This window comes from Xanthomonas prunicola, from assembly GCF_025266575.1.
In the GTDB taxonomy this organism is placed as follows: domain Bacteria; phylum Pseudomonadota; class Gammaproteobacteria; order Xanthomonadales; family Xanthomonadaceae; genus Xanthomonas; species Xanthomonas prunicola.
In genome coordinates this window covers 4,502,883-4,522,975 of the sequence record NZ_CP096142.1, presented here as the reverse complement: position 1 = coordinate 4,522,975, position 20,093 = coordinate 4,502,883, and the positions used below count along the sequence as shown (strand labels likewise).

The window sequence follows — 20,093 nt, the reverse complement described above, 5'->3', positions numbered from 1 at the left end:
AAGAAGACGGGTGTCAGCGCGCGATCGTCTGGGTACGCCAGATCTTCTTCTGCAGCTGCAAGATGCCGTAGACCAGCGCCTCGGCGGTCGGCGGGCAGCCCGGGACATAGATGTCCACCGGCACGATGCGATCGCAACCGCGCACCACCGAATACGAATAATGGTAGTAGCCGCCGCCATTGGCGCAGCTGCCCATCGAAATGACCCACTTCGGATCCGGCATCTGGTCGTAGACCTTGCGCAGCGCCGGGGCCATCTTGTTGACCAGGGTACCGGCGACGATCATCACGTCGGACTGACGCGGCGACGGGCGGAACACCACGCCGTAACGGTCAAGATCCAGGCGCGAGGCGCCCGCATGCATCATTTCGACCGCGCAGCAGGCCAGACCGAAGGTCATCGGCCACATCGAGCCGGTACGCGCCCAGTTCAGCAGCGCATCGACGCTGGTGGTCACATAGCCCTTTTCGAGCAGCGGGTTTTCGCCGTCCGGGCGCAGGATGTCTTCCACCCGGCCTTCCGGCATCGGGTTGGTCATCAGACGATCCAGGGTCTGAATCACTCCCATTCCAGCGCTCCCTTCTTCCACACGTAGATAAAGCCCAGGAACAACATGCCGACGAACAGCCCCATGGTGACCAGCGAACGTGCGCCGATCTCCATGAACACCTGCGTCCACGGCACGATGAAGATGATTTCCAGATCGAACACGATGAACTGGATCGCGATGAGGTAGTAGCGCACATCGAACTTCATGCGCGCGTCTTCGAATGCCTCGAAGCCACACTCGTACGGAGAAAGCTTGCGCGCGTCCGGGCTGCGCGGAGCGAGGAACCGACCAATCAACATCAGCACGATGCCGATACCGGTGGCGACGATCAGAAACAGCAGACTCGGCAAATATTCGGCCAGCACAGCGATTCTCTCTTGCCTCTGCCCACACGCGCCGCGTGCCGGCATGGGGTATAGGCAGACCCCGCGCGCGACGAACGATGCGCAGGAACTGCAGCCAAACAATGGTGCCCAAGAGGGGACTCGAACCCCTACGACCTAAGTCGCTACCACCTCAAGGTAGTGCGTCTACCAATTCCGCCACCTGGGCATACGTCGCGCCGCTGGGCATCCCAGTGCGCAGCGTATTGTAACCGGCTTCAGCGTTTTTGTGCTGGTTCTGAAGCGTTTTCTTCGCGTGCTGCAGGCGCCGGCTGCGCCGGTGCGGACTGCGCTGGCGCTGCTGCCGGCGCGGCGGCAGGAACCGGCTGCGCCGGAGCGGTCGGTACCGCACCGGCGGCAGGCGCCTGCGGCAACGGCTGGGTCAGCTCGCCGGCGGCAGCCGGAGCCGGCGTTGCCGACTGCGACATCACACCCAGGTTCTGATCAGTCGGACGAGCGCCGTGCGTGGCATACCACGCCATGAACAGGCTGATGCTGAAAAACACCACCGCCAACCACTTGGTCGACTTGGACAGGAAGTTCGACGCCCCCTGCGAACCGAACACGGTGCCAGAAGCGCCAGCACCGAAGCCGGAACCGGCCGCCGCACCTGCGCCACGCTGCATCAGGATCAGCGCAATCATCGCCAGCGCGACCAGCACGTAGACCACATTGAGGATCAACATCAGCATCTCGAAATCCGTCCCCGGACAAAACTTAATGGGTTAACAAGCGGCCGCCGCACGCGCAATGGCCAGGAAGTCTTCGGCCACCAAGGAGGCGCCTCCGACAAGCCCGCCGTCGACATCGGGCTGTGCGAACAGCTCGCCGGCGTTATCAGGCTTGACACTGCCCCCGTACAGGATGGGCAATGAATCGGCAATTCTAGCATCCGCCTTCGCGACTTCGCCACGCAGGAAGGCGTGCACGGCCTGGGCCTGCTCCGGGGTGGCGGTACGGCCGGTGCCAATGGCCCAGATCGGTTCATAGGCCAGCACTGCGCCTGCGAAACCGTCACTGCCAACCAGCGCCAGGACCGGCTCGAGCTGGGCACGGAGGATTGCCTCAGTCTGACCAGCTTCACGTTGTTCCAGCGATTCGCCCACGCACAGCACCGGAATCAGCCCAGCATGGATGGCGGCGGCGAACTTACGCGCCACCAGTTCGCTACTCTCCTGATGATACTGACGGCGCTCGGAATGGCCGACCAACCCGTACACGGCACCGACATCGACCAGCATCGAGGCCGACACCTCGCCGGTGTAAGCACCCTTCTCATTGCTGCTGACGTCCTGGGCTCCGAACGCCAGGTGATGGGCCTCGAAATCCTCGATCAGGTCGCCGAGGTAAGGCAGTGGCGGCAGGATGACGACCTCGACACCCTCCAGGGGCATGTGCGCGGCGAGCTTGGCCACCAACTCGGTGGCGAAGGCGCGGCTGCCATGCAGCTTCCAATTTCCGGCAACGATCTTTCGACGCATCAGGCGCAGGTTCCTGAGTTGAAGACAGGCCACAGAATAGCCCATGCCCTGTCGGCAACCGGCACACTTCTGTCCGCCACATGTCTTACACCTCCCCCTACAGGAACCTGCCATGTCCGTTTCACCTGTCTTCGCGTTGATCACCGGCGCTTCCAGCGGCATCGGCCGTGAGATCGCACGGGCATATGCCAAACGTGGGGTGCCGTTGATCCTGACCGCGCGCCGGGAGGATCGGCTACAGGCACTGGCCGATGAGTTGCGCAGCGCGGTGCGGGTGGAAGTGCTGCCGGCCGATCTGGCCGACCCGGCCGCGGCCGACGCCTTGGCGACGCAGATCCAGCGCAATGGCTGGACCGTGGGCACACTGGTCAACAACGCCGGGTACGGCGTGCCGGGTCGTTACCTGCATAACGACTGGGCCACGCATGCGCGCTTTCTGCAGGTGATGGTGACTGCGGTCTGCGAACTCACCTGGCGGTTGCTGCCGATGATCCGCGCCAGCGGCCAGGGCCGCATTCTCAACGTCGCCTCGTTCGCGGCGCTGACGCCGAGCGCCGATGGGCAGACCCTGTACGCGGCCAGCAAGAGCTTTCTGTTGCGCTTCAGCGAGTCGCTTGCGCTGGAAAACGCCGATTGCGGCGTCAAGGTGTGCGCGCTCTGTCCAGGCTTTGCCTGGTCGGAATTCCACGACGTGACCGGCACCCGCGAAGCGATGTCCGCCCTGCCCGCCTGGGCCTGGCTACAGGCCGACGCCGTAGCGGAGTACGGAATAGATGCAATGGAACGCGGCCAGGTGCTGGCGGTCCCTGGCTGGCACTATCGGCTGGTCAATGCCGCACTGCGGCTGCTGCCGCATGCGTTTGCCTTGCGCCTGATGGCGCGCGGCTCGCATCGGGTGCGACCGCTGGATTGAGGCGGCAGGCTGCGCGTGCGGGAGATATCGCCGGTGCTCAGCGGCGCTTCGTGCCTACCTGCAACCTCGGTGCTTGGAGCGCGTGGGATGACCACGCAAGCGCATGCATCGATCATCGAATGATGTGGATGCACGCGCATGTCGGTCCACACCAACATCGGCTCACGCGCCTAACCACACGCGCGAAAACCAATCGCGCCTCTCAGTGATTGACGATCTCGCCATGCATGGCCGCCAGCCGCGCCAGCAGGCGGTTCTGCGTGCGGCGTGGAATCTTGCGCTGATCCATCGCCCAGTTCAGATCCTCCACCAGCGCATTGAAGTCGCCTTCGCGAATGGCCAGGTGCGCGTGCGCCTGCTGCATCGACTTGGCGGTATCCGGGCAAGGGCCGTCGGCGACATGGCAGAACTTCTGCACCAGGCGCTCGTTGAGTATGACGATGTTGACGCGCGCGAACTTGTCGACGATGCGCTGGTCGTCGGCGATGCGCGACAGCATGGTTTCCACCAGCGCTTCGATCCCGGCCTGCCCGCCGAGTTCGTCGTAGAGCGTGGGGCGCGATTGCGTGCTGGCGCAGGCGCTGGTCAGGCCGAGCATGCACAGCAAGGACCAGCGCAACCATCGGTTCATCAGAACGCCACCTGCAAGGAAAGATAAGGACCGCGCTGATCGGCAAGCGTGGCGATGTCGCCAAGATCGGCGAATGCAGCAGTCAACGAGACATGCTTGCTTGGGAACCAGGCGACGAATGCATCTGCCCACGCTTGCTCGCGCGCGAAACCGAGGTTATTCGGTTTGTCGCGATATTCCACGCCCACCGCCCAGGACGGCGACAGCACCACCGCAGCACTGGCCTCGGGGACCAGACGATAACTGTTGCGACGATCGCCGCCGAAGCCGAGCAAGCCGGTCTGGTTGGCGCGGGTGGCGCGCAAAGTGCCGTTGAGCAGCAACTGACACCCGCCGGCGCCATGCAGCAACAAGCGGCTTGCGCTGACGTAGACGTCGGTGCCGTGGTCGTCGCGCGCACCGATCGCCAATGGCAAGGTGCCGTTACGCAAGCGCTTGTATTGCACGCCCAGACTGACCTGCGGCGCATGTCCGTACACAAGATCACCGGCCAGACGCAACTTGGCGCCAAACACGTCCTGGCCGAGCGCATTCCACGGCAAGCCAAGCCGGTCCTGCAAGGTGCCCAAGTCCAGACGTTGGCGGGCAAGCGACAGCTCCAGCCGATTGCCGACCGTCAGCGCGGCGCCTTGCACATCGAGCCGGTAATCGCCGCTGTCCACATGCGTGGCGAACAGCACGGTGCCGAGTTCATCGCGCGTGCCATACCCGGACAACGTGGCCCACGGCACGATGCCGCCACCGCTGCTGCCTTCGATCATCGAGACGCCGCCGGTGGCGAGCAGGCGGCCGTCGCCGGCCATTGCGTGTACTGGCGCGAATGCACCAGCAACGGATGCAGCGAGCACTACAACACGCAGGCGCACGCTCATCGCTGCGCACCTGCATGAGAGGCAGACGTCATGCCGAGTTGGCGCATGCACCAGGCCACCAGCGGCGCTTCTTCCAGCGGTGGCGAATACAGATAGCCCTGCACCATGTCGCAACCGTAGCCATGTAGCAGTGCCAGCGCGGTGGCGTTCTCGACACCTTCGGCGATGACGCTGAGGCCCAGGTTATGCCCCAGATCGATCGTGCTGCGGACGATGAAGGCATCGTCGGTGCCTTCGGCCAACTGCATGACGAAACTCTTGTCGATCTTCAATTCGTTCACCGGCATGCGCTTGAGTTGGGCCAACGAGGAATAACCGGTACCGAAGTCGTCGATGGACAGACGCACGCCCACGCTGCGCAACTGATGCAGCATGTGCAGTGCGAATTCGACATCGCGCATTAAGGCGCTTTCGGTCAGTTCCAGTGTGACCAACTGTGCCGGCACGGCGTGATGCTCCAGACGGCCGCGCACGAAGTCGGGCAAGCCGGGGTCGGAGAGATCGAGCGCGGACAGGTTGATTGCCATGCCAAGTACCAGCCCTTGCTCGCGCCATTGCGCCTGGCAGCGCAGCGCTTCGTCCAGCACATAACGGGTGAGCGGATGAATCACGCCGGAGTGCTCGGCGAGCGGAATGAATTCGTCCGGGCCGATCGGGCCAAGCACCGGGTGATGCCAGCGCACCAGTACTTCGACCTGTTCGACGCGATCGCTGCGCAGGCAGATCTTGGGCTGGAAGCGCAGGGTCAATTCGTTACCGCCGATGGCCTGACGCAGATCGCCAGTGAGGCGCAGCCGCCGCAGATGCTGTTCGTCCTGGCCCAGGCGATAGACGCTGGGACCGATAGCGTTTGTGGTGCCGACCTGGCGCCGCGCGATATCGGCGCGGCGCAACAAGGTATCCGGGTCGGCGCCATGGTCGGGAATCAGGGCGATGCCGATGCTGGCTTCGAGCTGGATACGCGCCTGCGGCAATACCAGCGGGCGACGCAGCTGTAGCAGCAGGCGCTGCGCATCCTGCTGCACGCTGGCCGCATCGGCTTGCGCCACGACCACCATGAATTCATCGCTGCCCAACCGGCCCACCAGATTGGGCTCCTGCACGACCTCCACCAGCCGGCGCCCGGCCTCCACCAACACTTGGTCGGCGAAGTCGTGGCCCAGGCTGTCGTTGAGTTCCTTGAAGCGCTCCAGATCCAGGATCAGCACCGCTGCGGTGCCACCGGATGCCACGGTCTGCTCCACCACTTCTTTCAACCGTTCCAGCAGCCAGACCCGATTGGGCAGCCCGGTCAATGCGTCGTGCCGCGCCTGATGCAGGATGTGTTGCTCGCGGCTGGCGATCTGATGCTGCATGCGCCCGAAACTATCGGCCAGCTCTGCGAGCTCGCGACCGGGCGGAACGTCCACCGCCGTCTGATAATCGCCGCGCTGGATGCGGCGCGCCGCCTGCACCAGTTGCGCAACCGGCTTGCTGACGCTGCGTGCCAGAAAGATCGCCACCGCTAGCGCGGCAGCAGTCGCCAGACCGGCCAGCAGCAGGATGCGCAATTTGAGAATGCGATAGGGCGCGACCGCGCGATCGAGCGAGGCCTGCAAGGCCACCCGCACGTCACTGCCGCCCTGGATCGATTGCAGTTTGACCAGGTAGCGCGACTGCCCCAGATTGAGCGGAATCGCCGCCGCCGGCGTGTGCTCGGTAGCCGGCAACTGCTGCGCGAACTCGCCGCGCATCGCCGGCTCCAGAGTGGATGCCAGCACGCGGACCGGCGGTCCATCGGTAAAGAACGTGGCATCCAGTCCCGTCGTGCTACGGAAATCCTGTGCCAGGCCGTCGCCGGATTCGTTGCCGATCGCGATCCAGCCAACGCGGCTGGGCGCCAGCACCTGCACCACGGCCAGGCGCACGATGTGTTGATCCAGGGCAACCACGCCGACCGCGCGCCCATCGCGCTGCGCCTGTTGCAACAACGCCTGCACCGCACGCAGTTGTTCGGCTTGCGGAAGGTCGGCCAGCCCGGTCAGGAATTGGCCATCTGGCGAGAGCAGCACGGCGGTCTGCGCAGACATGCGCGCGGCATGGTTGCGCAGCGCCGACTGCATGGTGGGCACATCGCCGCTGGCCACTGCGGCACGAAACCCGAAGTCGTCTGCCAGCACAGATGCCGACTGCAGCAATTGCTCATCGCGGCGCAGATTGATGCGCTCCCAGACGCGTTCGCCGATCTGCAGTTCTTCGCCCAGTTGCGCCTTGACGCTGCGCTCGGTCGCCAGCTGCACGGCGATGAAGGTCAACGCCTGCGTGGCCAGCACGACCAGCACCAGCAAGGCCGCGATGCGCGTATGCAGGCGCATCGCCCTCATGGGTGCGGCTTCTTGGGATCGGCGCGACGGAACTTGTCCTGCAGCGCGCGCACGCGCTGGTCCGGCGGCGCGGCGACCGGGGCGGCGCCGGTGGTCTGCAGGGTGACCTTGCGTTGCACGGCATCGCGCGCAATCACCAGCGGCTCGCCCACCGCAGCGCCCTTGATGCGTGGATGCCAGACGCGCAGCGTGTAGTTTCCTGCCGGGGCATCGAGTTGCACGCGACCATCGCTGCCGGTCTTGCCGAAGTACGGCGTTTCCAGCACCACGATATAGCCCAGCATCCAGTCGTGGATGTTGCAGCCCACCGTGACCAGACCGGCCTGATCGAACCGCACCGGCGCAGCGGTGGTGCCCTGAAACAGCGGCAGTTCAAAGCGTTTGGCAGGCGAGAACGAATACACCTGATGGCGGATCTGATCGTTGTTCGGAAAGCGCACCGAGGTCCCGGTGCGCACCGCCAAGACCGCCGGCACGAACTGCGAGTTGACCTGATCCATCTCCAACACCTTGCCCGCGCTGGCTGCGGCGGGGTGCGGCAATTCCAGACTGACCACCGCATCGACCAGGACACCGTTTGCATCGGTCACGGTGACGCTGACCGGCGTCGCTGCGGCCGGTGCCACTGCGCCACTCAGCGCCAGTAACGACACCGCACCTAGTTGTTGTAACCACCGCATCCGCATGCGCGCCCCCTATGTCGTGCAATCGGCAGCGTACGCCAGGCAAATCCGACGTCACGCTAACAATCAGCCTGAGTTATCGGCGCGGGTGAACGCAAGCTTTAACCAGACACGAGAGGAATTTCATGAACAGAACTGTGGGCTCTGTCATGGCACGCGTTGCGGACGCGGCCATGCGCGGCTTAGGCGAGCAGCCGCGCGTTGCGCGCTCGGCGATGAATAACCCGATCGCCAACGGTCACGATAACCGCCGAGTTACTTCAGCTTGATCTCGCGCAGACGCTCTTCCAGGAAGCCGTGGGCGGTGATCGGTTCGGGGTAACGGCTGGGGTTGTCGGCACTGATGCAGGAGGGCAGCACATCGATCAGGAAATCCGGATTCGGATGCAGGAAGAACGGCACCGAATAGCGCGGCTTGCGCGCCGCTTCGCCCGGCGGATTGACCACGCGGTGGATCGTGGACGGATACACGTGGTTGGTCAGGCGCTGCAGCATGTCGCCGATGTTGACCACGATGGTGTCGGCGTCGGCAGTGAACGGCACCCACTCGCCATCGTTGGAGCGCACTTCCAGCCCGGCCGCGCTGGCACCGACGAGCAAGGTGATGAAATTGATGTCGCCATGCGCACCGGCGCGTACATTGGGGATGTCGTCGCTGGTGATCGGCGGGTAGTGGATCGGGCGCAGGATCGAATTGCCGTTGTTGGTCTTGTCGACGAAATAGTCCTGCGGCAAACCGATATGCAGCGCCAGCGCCGAGAGCACGCGCGAGCCCAGTTGGTCGAGCTGCTGATACAACTGGTAGCCGCGCTCGCGAAATCCTGGCACTTCCTCCGGCCACAGGTTCGGCGCCATCACGTCGCGGTACGGCGAATGGTCCGGAATCTCGCGACCGATGTGCCAGAACTCCTTCAGGTCGAAGTGTCTGGAATCCTTGGCGGTTTCCACGCCAAAGGCGGTGTAGCCCCGTGCGCCGCCACTGCCCGGCACGTGATAGCGGCGCTTGACCTCTTCAGGCAACGCGAAAAATGCCTTGAACACATCGTAGGCCGCATCGATATCGGTCTGCGCGATGCCGTGATTGCGGATGCCGGCAAAGCCCCACTGCCGATAGGCCGCTCCGAGCTCGGCGACGAAGGCGTCGCGGTCGGTGTCGAAACGGGTGATGTCCAGGGTGGGGATGCGCGCGCTCATACGGATGTCTGCAGTCGAAATCGAAAAGGTCCAGAGAAAGCCTGCTGGTCAGATCAGCAGGCGATACAACAGGTAAAACGTCGCGGCCTTGGCGATGACCACGCACACGCCAATGACGATTGACTCACGCCGCGTCACGCACTGCACCCGAGAGACGATCAAGCGTGTCCTGCATCAGGCTCGCGTCATCGGCTTCCACGGTCACGCGCACCACCGGCTCGGTGCCGGAGGGGCGCAGGAACGCGCGGCCGCGGCCTTGAACGGCGGCTTGCGCCTGCTGCAATGCCTGTTGCACGTTGGCCGCTTCCACAATGGCCTTGGCCGCACCGCCATCCAGGCGCACATTGATGGTCTTCTGCGGCACCTTGCTCAGGCTGCTGAGCGCCTGGCGCAAGCTCTGCCCATCGCGACCCAGCGCTTCGAGCACCTGCAGTGCGCTGACGATGCCGTCGCCAGTGGTGGCGCGGTCCAGGCACAGCAGATGGCCGGACGTTTCGCCGCCCAAGGTGCCGCCGCCTTCGACCAGCGCCTGATGCACGTGGCGGTCGCCGACCTTGGCGCGCTGAAACGGAATATTCAGCGCAGCCAATGCCTGTTCAAGACCGTAATTGGTCATCAAAGTGCCGACCACGGTGCCTGTCAGCCGGCCACTGGCCTGCCACGAGCGCGCAAGCACATACAGCAGATCGTCGCCATCGACCGGGTTGCCCTGATCGTCGGCCATCAGCACGCGGTCACCGTCACCGTCGAAAGCGATGCCCAGATGCGCACCGCACTCGCGCACCTTGGCGGCGAGGTTGTCGATATGCGTCGAGCCGACACCGGCATTGATATTGAGCCCGTCCGGCGCCGCGCCAATGACCACCACCTCGGCGCCCAACTCACGGTACAGCATTGGTGCGATGTGATACGTGGCGCCATGCGCGCAGTCCAGCACCATCTTCAGCCCATGCAGGGTGAAGCCACGCGCCACGCTGGCCTTGCAGAATTCGATGTAGCGGCCGATCGCATCACGCGTGCGGATGGCCTTGCCCAGACGTTCGGATTCCACGGTGTGGAACGACTCGTCCAGTGCCGCTTCGATCGCCGCTTCGGTGGCGTCATCGAGCTTCTCGCCTTCGGCAGAGAAGAACTTGATGCCGTTGTCGTAATGCGGATTATGCGAGGCGCTGATCACCACGCCGGCATCGGCGCGCAGCGTGCTGGTCAGGAAGGCGATGGCCGGGGTTGGCATCGGGCCGATCAGCTGCACGTCGGCACCTGCGGCAACCAGGCCGGCTTCCAGCGCTGCTTCGAACATGTAGCCGGAAATGCGGGTGTCCTTGCCGATCAACACCAACGGCCGCTTGCTGCGGCCCTGGGTCAGTACGCGGCCGAGCGCATTTCCCAGCCGCAGCACGAAATCGGCCGAGATCACGCCCTGCCCGACCCGACCGCGGATGCCGTCGGTGCCGAAGTACTTGCGTGCGCTCATGCGGCGTCAGCGTCCTGCGGACGCGGCTGACGCATCATCATCGCGGTGAGCTCGGCAATGCGGTCGCGCATCTCGCGGCGATCGCAGATCTGATCGATGGCGCCGTGGTCGAGCAGGAACTCGGAGCGCTGGAAGCCTTCCGGCAGCGTTTCGCGCACGGTCTGCTCGATCACGCGCGGGCCGGCAAAGCCGATCAACGCATGCGGCTCGGCAATGTTGATGTCGCCCAGCATCGCAAACGAGGCCGACACGCCACCGGTGGTGGGATGGGTCAGCACCGAGATGTACGGCAAGCCCGCTTCGCGCAGGCGACCGAGCGCGGCCGAGGTCTTGGCCATCTGCATCAACGAGAACAGGCCTTCCTGCATGCGGGCGCCGCCACTGGCGGAGAAGCACACGAACGGGCAACCGATTTCCAGCGCCACTTCGGCTGCACGCGCAAAGCGTTCGCCGACCACCGACCCCATCGAGCCACCCATGAAGGCGAAATCGAACGCAGCGGCGACCAACGGATTGCCCTTGAGCGTGCCGCGCATGGCGATCAGCGCGTCGTATTCGCCGCTGGCCTTCTGGCTGGCCTTGATGCGTTCGCCGTAGCGCTTCTGGTCCTTGAACTTGAGCACATCGACCGGCCCGAGCTGGGCAGCGATTTCGGTGGTCGCAGTGTCCGGGTCGAACAGGGAATTCAGGCGCGCGCGGGCGCGGATCGCCATATGGTGATCGCACTTCGGGCATACCTCGAGGTTTTCTTCGAGTTCCGGGCCGTAGAGCGCGCTCCCGCAGTTGCTGCACTTTTCCCACAGGCCCTCGGGGACGCTGCGCTTCTTGGCCGGAGTGTTTTCGGTGCGGATGCCGGAGGGCATCAATTTGCTGAGCCAGCTCATGCGTGTATGACAATCCATGCAGGGCGGCCTGGCGGGCCGCAGAGGGGCGACAGTCTAACGCGCTGCGCGAAGGCCCAGGTAGCGCGGCGGGTGAATGTGGGCGTGGGGCGGCAGTTGGGAGGGTGGCCAGGTGCGCTGCTTCTTGGGTGCGCGGGGGCGTTGCCTGCGTCCGGTGCCCTCACCCCAACCCCTCTCCCGCGTGCGGGAGAGGGGCTTCGCGCGCGCGGGGAGGTGCTCCACGGTCGACTGCCTCCTGCGCGGGAGAGGGGCTTCAGCGCAACAGTTGACCTACCTGCCTTCCCCCGCCTGCGGGGGAAGGTGCCCGAAGGGCGGATGGGGGCATCGCTCGCGCCTGGCGATCCACACAGCCCATAGCAGCCGGAAAACGGGCCTTGCCCTAGAGCGTGCTATGTACTTTGAGGTGAGTGCGAAGCGTCCTGTGGCGCGTCGAGACAAGGCGTGCGCTGCGGCCCAGGCTGGCCGCCTGGGCAAGGCGCGCAACGCGGTATCGGCGCGCCACAGGGCGCTTCCCTGAGGGTTGGCCGTCAGCGGCACGGAGCGCCCGCTCCGCACCGCTGACGGTCAACGCATCTCATCTCAAAGTGCATAACACGCTCTAGTCCTAGTCCTTATCCAGCGCCTGGCGCAGCGGCGTCAGAAAAGCCTCGGCGCATTCGCGCGCAGTGCGCACGTCGGTGGCGTCGGCCAGGGCCGCGACCAGGGCGCTGCCGACAACGACACCATCGGCATCGACCCCCATGGCGGCGGCGCTGGCGGCGTCCTTGATGCCGAAGCCGGCCACCACCGGTGCGCCGGCACGCTGGCGCAGCTGGCGCAGGCGGTCGCTGGCGGCGTGGGTGTCGAGCAGGTTGGAGGCGCCGGTGACGCCAGCAAAGCTGACGTAATACAGATAGCCCTGCGCGGTGCTGCACAGCATGTCCAGCCGCTGCTCGCTGGTGGTCGGCGAGGCCAGCGCGATCAGCGCCAGCCCGACCTCGGTAAAGATGGCGCGCGTCTCGTCGGCCTCTTCCGGCGGCAGGTCCACCAGCAGAAGACCGTCCACGCCAGCAGCCACTGCGGCTTCGGCAAAGCGACGCGTGCCGTGGATCTCGACCGGGTTGAGGTAGCCCATCAGCACCACCGGGGTGGTGGCGTCTTCGCGGCGGAATTCGTGCACCGCTTCCAGCACGTAGGCCAGGCCGGCGCCGCGGCGCAGCGCGCGTTCGGAGCTGCGCTGGATGGTGGGGCCGTCTGCCATCGGGTCGGAAAACGGCACGCCGAGTTCGATCACGTCGGCACCGGCGCGCACCAACGCGTGCATCACCGGCACGGTGGCTTCCAGCGACGGGTCGCCGGCGGTGATGAAGGGGATCAGTGCCTTGCGTCCGGCCTGACGCAGGACGTCAAAACGCGTGGCGATACGGTCTGGCGCGCGGCTCATGCGTCCCCCTCCACCAACTGCACGGCATCCCAGCTTCCCCAGTACATCGATGTCACAGTGCCTTCTCCGGTTTCGTAACGAACGGCGAACTCGCCTTGCGGGTCGCGCCAAGTCAGATAAAGATCGTTGCCGCCGTCGCGGCCGTACTTATGCAGCTGGACGCTGTAGCCCGACGGCAGGCGCGCCCGCGCGGCGGCTTCGCTGTCGCCCACCCGGATGCCGAACGGGCCCACCGCGCCTCGGTCGCTGACGTCGAACCGGACGATGCGATCGTCTTCGACCATCATCGACACTGCATCGGGTAGCAGCCCCGCTTCCACATAGCCGCACGGTCCCAACGGCCCCACATTGAGAGGTGTCCAGCGCGCGCCTGCCTGCAACGCACTGAAGCGCTGACCGACCCGCACGGCGCCGCTGCGATCCAGTTCGGGCACAGGCGTCGCGGCCAGGGCGAGGGCAGACATGCACAGCAGTGCCGCACCGCCGCCCAGCGTGCGCATCTGCGCTGCGATCACAGCACCATGCCTTCGCGTGCGGCGATGGTATGGACGTCCTTGTCGCCACGCCCGGACAGGTTGCACAGGATCAGCGCGTCCTTGGGCAGCTCGCGCGCCAGCTTGATCGACTGCGCCACCGCGTGGCTGGATTCCAGCGCCGCGAGAATGCCCTCGGTGTGCGCCAGCAGATGGAACGCGGCCATCGCTTCGTCGTCGGTAATCCCCTGGTACACCGCGCGGCCGCTGTCGGACAGGAACGCGTGCTCGGGCCCGACGCCGGGGTAATCCAGACCGGCGGAGATTGAATGGGTCTCGATGATCTGGCCGTCGTCGTCGCAGATCACGTAGGTGCGGTTGCCGTGCAGCACACCGGGGCGGCCGGCGGCGATGGACGCGGCATGGCGGCCGGTGGCGATGCCGTCGCCGGCGGCTTCGGCACCGTAGATCTTGACGCCCGGGTCGTTGAGGAAGGCGTGAAACAGACCGATCGCATTGCTGCCGCCACCGACACAGGCGCTGATCGCATCCGGCAGCCGGCCATAGTCCTGCAGCATCTGCTCGCGCGCCTCGCGGCCCACGATCGCGTTGAAGTCGCGCACCATGCGCGGATACGGATCCGGGCCGGCCACGGTGCCGATGATGTAGAAGGTGTCGCGCACATTGGTGACCCAGTCGCGCATCGCTTCGTTGAGCGCATCCTTGAGCGTGGCCGAGCCGGACGTCACCGGAACCACTTTCGCGCCCAGCAGCTGCATCCGGTAGACGTTGATCTTCTGCCGTTCGATATCGGTGGCGCCCATGTAGACCACGCATTCCAGGCCCAGCCGCGCCGCCACCGTGGCGCTGGCCACGCCGTGCTGGCCGGCACCGGTCTCGGCAATGATGCGGGTCTTGCCCATGCGACTGGCCAACAGCGCCTGGCCGATGGTGTTGTTGATCTTATGCGCGCCGGTGTGGTTCAGGTCTTCGCGCTTGAGCAGGATCTGCGCCCCGCCCACTTCGCGGCTGAGCCGCTCGGCGTGATAGATCGGGCTAGGCCGGCCGACGTAGTGCTTGAGGTCCTTGTCGTATTCGGCGATGAAGGCCGGGTCCTGACGCGCCTGATCGTAGGCGGCGGCCAGTTCCTGCAGCGGGCCGATCAAGGTTTCGGCGACGAACCGGCCACCGAACTTGCCGAAATGGCCGGCAGCATCCGGATAGGCGTAAAAGTCACTGATGGGCTGGGCCGACATGGAAATCCTCTGCAGCAATGCGTCATACGAGAGACGTCACTTTAGCGCAGCCGCAGTGTGTGATAAATCGATAAGATTGCCGCCACCTGTGATCTGGAATCACATATGACCATCTCCCTTCCGCCGCTGGCGGCGCTGCGTGCATTCGAATCTGCCGCTCGTCTGCAGAGCGTCAGCCGCGCTGCACTGGAGTTGCACGTCACCCATGGCGCCATCAGCCGGCACGTGCGTTCGCTGGAACACGCATTGGGTACTGCGCTGTTTGCGCGCCAGGGCCGCGGCCTGGTGCTGACCGCGGCGGGCGCCCGGCTGCGCGATGCCACCAGCGAAGGCTTTGGTGTGATCGGCCAGACCTGGGCAGCGTTGCAGCGCCCGGTCGCCGAGGCGCCGCTGGTGCTGGGGTGTTCCGGCAGCCTGCTGGCGCGCTGGGTGATCCCGCGCCTGGACCTGCTGCAGCACGACCTGCCTGACGTGCGCTTGCACCTGTCAGCCAGCGAACAGCCGCCCGGCCCGGACCTGGACGGCCTGGATGCCACCCTGCTGCTGGACACCCCGCCCTGGCCAAGCGAATGGCAGGTGCATGTGCTGGGCATGGAGTGGATCGGACCGGTGCTGAGCCCGCAGCGCGCATCGACCTTGCAGATCGACGGGAACGACCCGGCCACACTGAGCGATCACGCCCTGCTGCACACCCGCTCGCGCCCGCAAGCCTGGCCAGAATGGGCGCAGGCGCAGGGCCTGGCACCCGACGCCCTGCGCTTCGGCACCGAATTCGAACACCTGGTGTATCTACTGGAAGCCGCTGCCGCCGGCCTGGGGATCGCGATCGCGCCGCAGCCGTTGGTGGCGGCTGATCTGGCGGCCGGACGCCTCCTGGCGCCGTGGGGATTTACCGCCACGCGCGGCCGCTGGGTACTGTGTGCCGCAAAGCGCAACCCGGACCCACGCATCGAACGGCTGGCGGAGTGGCTAGAAAAAGCCTTGGCCAACGACCAGCGCACCTCACCGGCCATGCAGGCAGGGAACGCCTGAGCGGCAATTGCGGATGCTCGGTGCAAACCTGCATCGCCAGCCCATGACTTAGAGCAGCTAACAAAACGACTGCACTTACCGCCAGGCGGGCGGGGGCTGTGCCCGGAATCGACATGCACCACGCGTACACTGTGGCTGTGAGCGCCATCCACGCCCACATGACGACTGCTCGCTATATTTTGTTCGCCGTTCTTACCACGGGCACGCCTGCCGCCAGGAGCCATGTGTACGGAGCGCAAACACCTCGCATCGGCGCCACTGGCAAGAAGACGCAAAGCGGACACGCCACTAATGGCTGATCGTCAACCGGAATTCGGAAAGCATGCCAACGCTGACGCACTGGGCCAACGAGCCAAACGCCCGACAAACCAGCCGCGTTACGCACCTGCTATTACGAATCCCGACTCCCAATCCCGGCCTCACGACATCTCGTGACAATCCGCCCGTCGCACTTCCTCAACGAACTTGCGCATCTTGTGCCCATCCTTGATGCCGGGCGCCAGCTCCACGCCGCTGGAGACGTCCACGCCCCAGGGCAGTGTGGCCACGATGGCGTCGAACACATTATCGGCGTTGATGCCGCCTGCCAGCAGAAACGGACGATGCAGGCCGGTGGGCAAGCGTGACCAATCGAAGGTCTTGCCGGTGCCGCCGCCTGCGCCGGGCGCATGGCTGTCGAACAGGAAGCCAGCGGTATTGGGATACGACAACTGCAGCGTGCGCGCATTGGCGTCTTCGCCATTCATGCCAGTGCTGCCCATCGGTACCGCCTTGAGATACGGCAGATTGAAGCTGCGGCAGAACGCGTCGTCCTCCTCGCCGTGGAATTGCAGCAAGGTCGGGCGCACAGTGCGCACCACTTCGCGTACTTCTTCCTTGGAGTTGTTGCGGAACAACGCCACCACATCGACCATCGGCGCGGTGGCCTGGCGCATCGCGCGCGCCTCAGCCGGTGCCACGCGCCGCGGACTGCCGTGCGCAAAGATGAAACCCACCGCGTCCACACCCAGCTCCCCGGCCAGTCGGATGTCTCCGGCGCGGGTCATGCCACAGAACTTGATACGGGTGCGGTACAGCGATCGATTCATTGGGTCACCTCAGCGGGCAGATGCCACTCTGCAGGATACAGAGGTCCGATAAATACCAGACCTTGTGGCGGCGCTGTCGGGCCGGCCACAGTGCGGTCGCGTCCGGCGAGCAACGTCGCGATCCAGTCGGCCGGCTGCTCGCCGGTCCCGACCAAAATCAGCGAGCCCACAATATTCCGCACCATGTGATGAAGGAATGCATTGGCCTGGACCTGCACCTCCACCACCTCGCCGATGCGCTGCACGTGGATGGTCTGCAAGTTGCGGCGCGCATGCAACGCCTGGCACTGCACGCTGCGGAAAGCGCTGAAGTCGTTCTCGCCCAGCAAGGCCTGCGCCGCCGCATGCATGGCATCGGCATCGAGCGGGCGACGCTCCCAGCTCAAGGTGTGCCGATACAGCGCCGGGCGAATCTGCCGATTGAGCAGGCGATAGCGATAACGGCGCGCGCGCGCGGAAAAGCGCGCATGGAAGTCGTCGGCTGCCGGCACGCACCAGCGCACGGCGATCGACGGCGGCAGCCGCGCGGTGGTGCCCAGCATCCAGCCGCGCGGCTCGCGGCGTGCGTCGCTGTCGAAATGCACCACCTGGCATTCGCCATGCACGCCCGCGTCGGTGCGTCCGGCGCAGACCACCTGCACCGGCGCATCGGCGACCGACGACAATGCCGCCTGCAGGCTGGCTTGCACACTGGGGCCGCCATGCTCGCCTAACTGCTGCCAGCCCTGGAACTCGCTGCCGTCGTACTCCACGCCCAGCGCGTAACGCATCGGTACCTGCCTCTTAATGAATCGATGGAATGCGCGCACAGGGCATGCAGACCACGCCATCGCAGGCAATGGTCGGCACGGCCCCGCCGCTGCGAAGAACGTGAAGTGTACGAGCAGCATCGTCCGATGCCGAGCAGCGGCGTCGCGCGTGCGGCCAACGCGCAGGCGGGGTGTCAGGCGTTGAACGCGACGGTCCGCTCGGACCACACGGCAAGCGTGGTGCCGCCGGGCTCGCGGAAGTGAAAGCGGCTGCCGCCAGGGAAGCCGAACACCGGCTTGACGATCTCTCCGCCCGCAACACGCACCCGCTCGAGCACCGGCGCCAGGTCATCGGCATACAGCACCACCAGTGGGCCACCTTCGGCCGGCGCTGGCGCGGCCGCACGGTAGAAGCCACCGTCCAGGCGGCCGTCGTTGAAGGCCAGGTAATCCGGGCCATAAGCCTGAAACCGCCAACCGAACACCATTTCGAAAAACGCGCGACTGGCGTCCGGATCGACCGAGGCGAACTCCACGTAGTCGATCCGGCGCTCGCGTGCGGTGCTTTCGTGCGGGACGAGATGGTCGATCGCCGGGCTCATGCCAGGCCTTCCAGCAGCTTGGCGGCTTCGGCGCGGGTAGCGTCATCGCCGGTGGCAGCAACTTCCAGCAACAGACCGCGAGCAGTGTCCTTGTCGCCCAGATCCATGTAGGCCACTGCCAGCTCCAGGCGATCGCGCCCGGCCGAGGCAAATTCGCGGCTGGTCGAGGTGCTGGGCGCAGCAATCGGCGCTACAGAGGATGAGTCGAAATCCAGGCTGTTCTGCGTAGATACCGATGGAGCAGCGGACGGCCCTTCGCTGGGTGCGGGTGCGACTTCGGCATGGTTCGGCGCCACAACCTCGGGCGCCGGAGAGTGCGGCGGCTCGTCAATGGGCGCGGTGTGCTGCGACTGCGTCACCACCGGCGGCGTGGCACGCAGCGCGCGCCAATCGTCGCTGTTGACCGCCACTGGCGCAGCAGCCGGCTCGGAGAGCAGCGGCTCGCGACGCAGCACGTCCGACAACGGGTGGTGCACGTCGTGGGCGCGCTCGTCTTCGCGCAGATCGGCCTGCTCAAATTCGGTCTCGTGCACCACATCACGTTCGCTCGGCTCCGTGGCCTGCGCCTCGTCTTGCGGCTCGGCGGCCTGCACTGGCGCGCCAGGCAGGACGAAGTCGTACTGCCGGCGCGGCAACGGCGGCAGTGGCGACGGTTTGCGACGGCGGGCGGCCAACCACGCCACCACCGCAGCGACGATCAACACCAGCGCGCCGATCAACCACATCGGAAAACCACCGCCCTGTTGCGCGGCCACCGGGACTTCCGACAGACGCTTCTGTGCGGCCGCCAGATCGGTATCCTTCATTGCAATCAGCGCTTGCTGTTGCTGCTTGAGCTTTTCCAGGTCGGCCACGCGGGTGCGTAGATCCTGCAATTCCGCATCGCGGGTGGCGATATCTTCTTTGGCTTGTTGCAACTGTTGGTTGGCCGCCATCTCGCCCTCGCCTTCGGCACTGGTACCGGACGTGACGCCGGCGGTGTTGGTCTGACTCGCCACTGCAGGGGCGATTTCGAGCCGCGCACCGGCACCGGCCGTTGCGGCAGGCGTGGCAGGTGGCGGGGTTGGTGCGGCAGCAGCGCCGGCTTCGGCCGGTTGCGGCACCGCCGAGCGTGCCTGCCGCCACTGAGCAGCCTGCTCGCGCACCATCACTGCCGCTTCGGCCGCGCCGACTTGTGCAAGCGCGTCTTCCTGCGGCGTGCGCAGCACCGCGCCCTGCTTCAGGCGGTTGATGTTGCCGTTGATGAAGGCATCCGGATTGGTGCGCAGCAAGGCCAGCATGGTCTGGTCCAGCGAATGCCCGCTGGAACGTGCCACCACCGCCGCAATCTCCGACAAGGTCTGGCCCGAGCGCACGGCCGGCAACGCATCGCCAGCCTGCGTGGGAGATGCAGCCGACGCACTGGCGGCTGCACGTGCAACAGGCTCGGCTCTGGCGTTGTCCTGTGCATCGCGGTTGGCAACCGGCGCAGCTGCCGGCGCGCGCGCAATGGTGTTGCTGGAACCGGCGCGCGGCGCTTCGATGGCCGGCTCGGCGATCGCGGCCGCGGTGTTGGGTGCATCGACCAAGGCGGAATATTCGCGTACCAGTCGGCCCTGGCCCCACTCCACTTCGATCAGGAAGTTGATCGCCGGCTGGTCCACCGCCTGGCTGCTGGTCACGCGGATCACCGCACGCCCGCGCGCGTCCTGCGCGAACTGGAACTGTAGATTGCTGACCAAGCCTTGCGGGCGTTCCAGACCGACCCGCGCAAACGTGGTAGCCGATGCCAGTGCCACGCGCGCGTTGTCGAGTTCGCCCGGCTCGTTGGAGATGACCGGAATCTCGGCCACCAGCGGTTGCCCAGGCTTGGACAGCACCCGGATATCCCCCAGCCCCAACGCCATGGCAGCGCCGCTGCAGGCCATCAGCAGCAACGCACCTATCCCTTGTATCGGACGCATCGCGTCCCCGCCCCTATGTTTCATGGGCATCAATATAGCCGCTGGATGAGCGAAAAAGTCGGCGCCGTGATGCAGAGCGAT

General features: G+C 65.6%; 20 protein-coding genes, 1 tRNA gene and 1 other RNA gene. 3 read left to right on the top strand and 19 right to left on the bottom strand.

Annotated elements, in window-relative coordinates:
- Window positions 1-13: 13 nt before the first annotated feature.
- The 5 genes from M0D43_RS19360 to tpiA form a co-directional block, all read right to left on the bottom strand.
- A complete protein-coding gene (locus M0D43_RS19360) occupies window positions 14-568 on the bottom strand; it encodes a NuoB/complex I 20 kDa subunit family protein (RefSeq protein WP_039420570.1) in 555 nt (184 codons plus the stop codon).
- Entirely contained in the window at window positions 559-915 is a 357-nt protein-coding gene (locus M0D43_RS19355; protein WP_005991364.1) for an NADH-quinone oxidoreductase subunit A, read from the bottom strand. Before M0D43_RS19355 ends, M0D43_RS19360 begins: the two co-directional genes overlap by 10 nt.
- A 102-nt stretch (window positions 916-1,017) precedes the next feature.
- Window positions 1,018-1,102, bottom strand: a tRNA-Leu gene (locus M0D43_RS19350).
- Window positions 1,103-1,151: 49 nt separating this feature from the next.
- A complete protein-coding gene (gene secG, locus M0D43_RS19345; RefSeq protein ID WP_252162654.1) occupies window positions 1,152-1,625 on the bottom strand; it encodes a preprotein translocase subunit SecG in 474 nt (157 codons plus the stop codon).
- A gap of 33 nt (window positions 1,626-1,658) precedes the next feature.
- Window positions 1,659-2,414 carry a triose-phosphate isomerase gene (gene tpiA, locus M0D43_RS19340; protein WP_252165128.1) on the bottom strand — a complete coding sequence of 252 codons (756 nt, stop codon included), beginning with the start codon at window positions 2,412-2,414 and terminating at the stop codon, window positions 1,659-1,661.
- A 112-nt stretch (window positions 2,415-2,526) separates the two neighbouring features.
- Here tpiA and M0D43_RS19335 point away from each other — a divergent pair, with 112 nt between their 5' ends.
- Window positions 2,527-3,327: an SDR family NAD(P)-dependent oxidoreductase gene (locus M0D43_RS19335; RefSeq protein WP_252162653.1), complete on the top strand. Its 801-nt coding sequence runs from the start codon at window positions 2,527-2,529 to the stop codon at window positions 3,325-3,327.
- A 202-nt stretch (window positions 3,328-3,529) separates the two neighbouring features.
- Here M0D43_RS19335 and M0D43_RS19330 read toward each other — a convergent pair whose 3' ends face one another.
- The 10 genes from M0D43_RS19330 to trpB form a co-directional block, all read right to left on the bottom strand.
- Entirely contained in the window at window positions 3,530-3,958 is a 429-nt protein-coding gene (locus M0D43_RS19330; protein WP_252162652.1) for a group I truncated hemoglobin, read from the bottom strand.
- A complete protein-coding gene (locus M0D43_RS19325; RefSeq protein WP_252162651.1) occupies window positions 3,958-4,830 on the bottom strand; it encodes a DUF3034 family protein in 873 nt (290 codons plus the stop codon). Before M0D43_RS19325 ends, M0D43_RS19330 begins: the two co-directional genes overlap by 1 nt.
- On the bottom strand, window positions 4,827-7,193 hold the full coding sequence (locus M0D43_RS19320) for a putative bifunctional diguanylate cyclase/phosphodiesterase (protein WP_252162650.1): 2,367 nt from the start codon (window positions 7,191-7,193) through the stop codon (window positions 4,827-4,829). The genes M0D43_RS19325 and M0D43_RS19320 overlap by 4 nt, the downstream gene beginning before the upstream one ends.
- Window positions 7,190-7,873 carry a methylamine utilization protein gene (locus tag M0D43_RS19315; RefSeq protein ID WP_252165127.1) on the bottom strand — a complete coding sequence of 228 codons (684 nt, stop codon included), beginning with the start codon at window positions 7,871-7,873 and terminating at the stop codon, window positions 7,190-7,192. Before M0D43_RS19315 ends, M0D43_RS19320 begins: the two co-directional genes overlap by 4 nt.
- 258 nt (window positions 7,874-8,131) lie before the next feature.
- The gene (locus M0D43_RS19310; RefSeq protein ID WP_252162649.1) at window positions 8,132-9,070 is read right to left on the bottom strand and encodes an isopenicillin N synthase family dioxygenase; all 939 of its coding nucleotides are present in this window, start codon (window positions 9,068-9,070) and stop codon (window positions 8,132-8,134) included.
- 124 nt (window positions 9,071-9,194) lie between these two features.
- Window positions 9,195-10,544, bottom strand: a complete 1,350-nt coding sequence (gene glmM / locus M0D43_RS19305; RefSeq protein ID WP_252162648.1) for a phosphoglucosamine mutase — start codon at window positions 10,542-10,544, stop codon at window positions 9,195-9,197.
- Window positions 10,541-11,428, bottom strand: coding sequence for an acetyl-CoA carboxylase, carboxyltransferase subunit beta (gene accD, locus M0D43_RS19300; RefSeq protein ID WP_252162647.1), 888 nt, complete (start codon window positions 11,426-11,428; stop codon window positions 10,541-10,543). The genes glmM and accD overlap by 4 nt, the downstream gene beginning before the upstream one ends.
- 622 nt (window positions 11,429-12,050) lie before the next feature.
- The gene (gene trpA / locus M0D43_RS19295) at window positions 12,051-12,869 is read right to left on the bottom strand and encodes a tryptophan synthase subunit alpha (protein WP_252162646.1); all 819 of its coding nucleotides are present in this window, start codon (window positions 12,867-12,869) and stop codon (window positions 12,051-12,053) included.
- Window positions 12,866-13,333, bottom strand: a complete 468-nt coding sequence (locus M0D43_RS19290) for a hypothetical protein (protein WP_252162645.1) — start codon at window positions 13,331-13,333, stop codon at window positions 12,866-12,868. Before M0D43_RS19290 ends, trpA begins: the two co-directional genes overlap by 4 nt.
- A gap of 47 nt (window positions 13,334-13,380) precedes the next feature.
- Window positions 13,381-14,598 (bottom strand): tryptophan synthase subunit beta, encoded by a 1,218-nt coding sequence (trpB, locus tag M0D43_RS19285; RefSeq protein WP_252162644.1) that lies wholly within the window; start codon window positions 14,596-14,598, stop codon window positions 13,381-13,383.
- A gap of 105 nt (window positions 14,599-14,703) precedes the next feature.
- On the opposite strand from trpB, the gene M0D43_RS19280 reads away from it, so the two are divergent.
- Both M0D43_RS19280 and M0D43_RS19275 read left to right on the top strand, forming a co-directional pair.
- Window positions 14,704-15,630 carry a LysR family transcriptional regulator gene (locus M0D43_RS19280; protein WP_252162643.1) on the top strand — a complete coding sequence of 309 codons (927 nt, stop codon included), beginning with the start codon at window positions 14,704-14,706 and terminating at the stop codon, window positions 15,628-15,630.
- A 113-nt stretch (window positions 15,631-15,743) separates the two neighbouring features.
- A non-coding RNA gene (locus M0D43_RS19275) (sX9 sRNA) lies at window positions 15,744-15,818 on the top strand.
- A 231-nt stretch (window positions 15,819-16,049) separates the two neighbouring features.
- Here M0D43_RS19275 and M0D43_RS19270 read toward each other — a convergent pair.
- The 4 genes from M0D43_RS19270 to M0D43_RS19255 all read right to left on the bottom strand — a co-directional run bounded on the left by M0D43_RS19270 (window position 16,050) and on the right by M0D43_RS19255 (window position 20,012).
- Window positions 16,050-16,718: a phosphoribosylanthranilate isomerase gene (locus tag M0D43_RS19270; RefSeq protein WP_101361449.1), complete on the bottom strand. Its 669-nt coding sequence runs from the start codon at window positions 16,716-16,718 to the stop codon at window positions 16,050-16,052.
- Window positions 16,715-17,488: a tRNA pseudouridine(38-40) synthase TruA gene (gene truA, locus M0D43_RS19265; RefSeq protein ID WP_252162642.1), complete on the bottom strand. Its 774-nt coding sequence runs from the start codon at window positions 17,486-17,488 to the stop codon at window positions 16,715-16,717. The genes M0D43_RS19270 and truA overlap by 4 nt, the downstream gene beginning before the upstream one ends.
- 173 nt (window positions 17,489-17,661) lie before the next feature.
- Entirely contained in the window at window positions 17,662-18,069 is a 408-nt protein-coding gene (locus M0D43_RS19260) for a VOC family protein (protein WP_252162641.1), read from the bottom strand.
- Complete coding sequence (locus tag M0D43_RS19255) at window positions 18,066-20,012, bottom strand: type IV pilus assembly protein FimV (RefSeq protein WP_484637006.1); 1,947 nt, start codon at window positions 20,010-20,012, stop codon at window positions 18,066-18,068. The genes M0D43_RS19260 and M0D43_RS19255 overlap by 4 nt, the downstream gene beginning before the upstream one ends.
- Between the last annotated feature and the right edge of the window lie 81 nt (window positions 20,013-20,093).